At 60.7% G+C, this 321-nt stretch carries 1 protein-coding gene; it reads left to right on the top strand.

Features of this window, described 5'->3' with window-relative positions; translation table 11 throughout:
* Window positions 1-321 (top strand): prolyl oligopeptidase family serine peptidase (locus tag AC0L3D_RS37075; protein ID WP_473647584.1); only part of this gene is annotated, 321 nt, incomplete at both ends.

The following is a 321-nucleotide window of genomic DNA, read 5'->3' as shown; positions in this document are numbered from 1 at the left end:
CGCCGGCTGGCAGCCGCCACTCAGCTTCCACGCCAAGGGGCGCGACGGCAAGACTGATATTTGGGGCGTGATCCACCGGCCCGCCAATTTCGATCCGAAGAAGAACTACCCGGTGGTGGAGAATATCTATGCCGGGCCCCAGGGCTCGTTCGTCCCAAAATCCTTCTCAGGGCGGACAGAGCCGCTCACGCAGCTGGGCTTCGTCGTTGTGCAGATCGATGGCATGGGTACCAACAAGCGCTCGCGCGCCTTTCATGACGTTGCCTGGAAAAATCTGAAGGACGCAGGCTTTCCCGATCGCATTCTATGGCACAAGGCGGC

The organism is Mesorhizobium sp. WSM4837 (assembly GCF_055811435.1).
The sequence above is the reverse complement of the archived record's forward strand: the minus strand, read 5'-3'. Positions and strand labels throughout refer to the sequence as shown.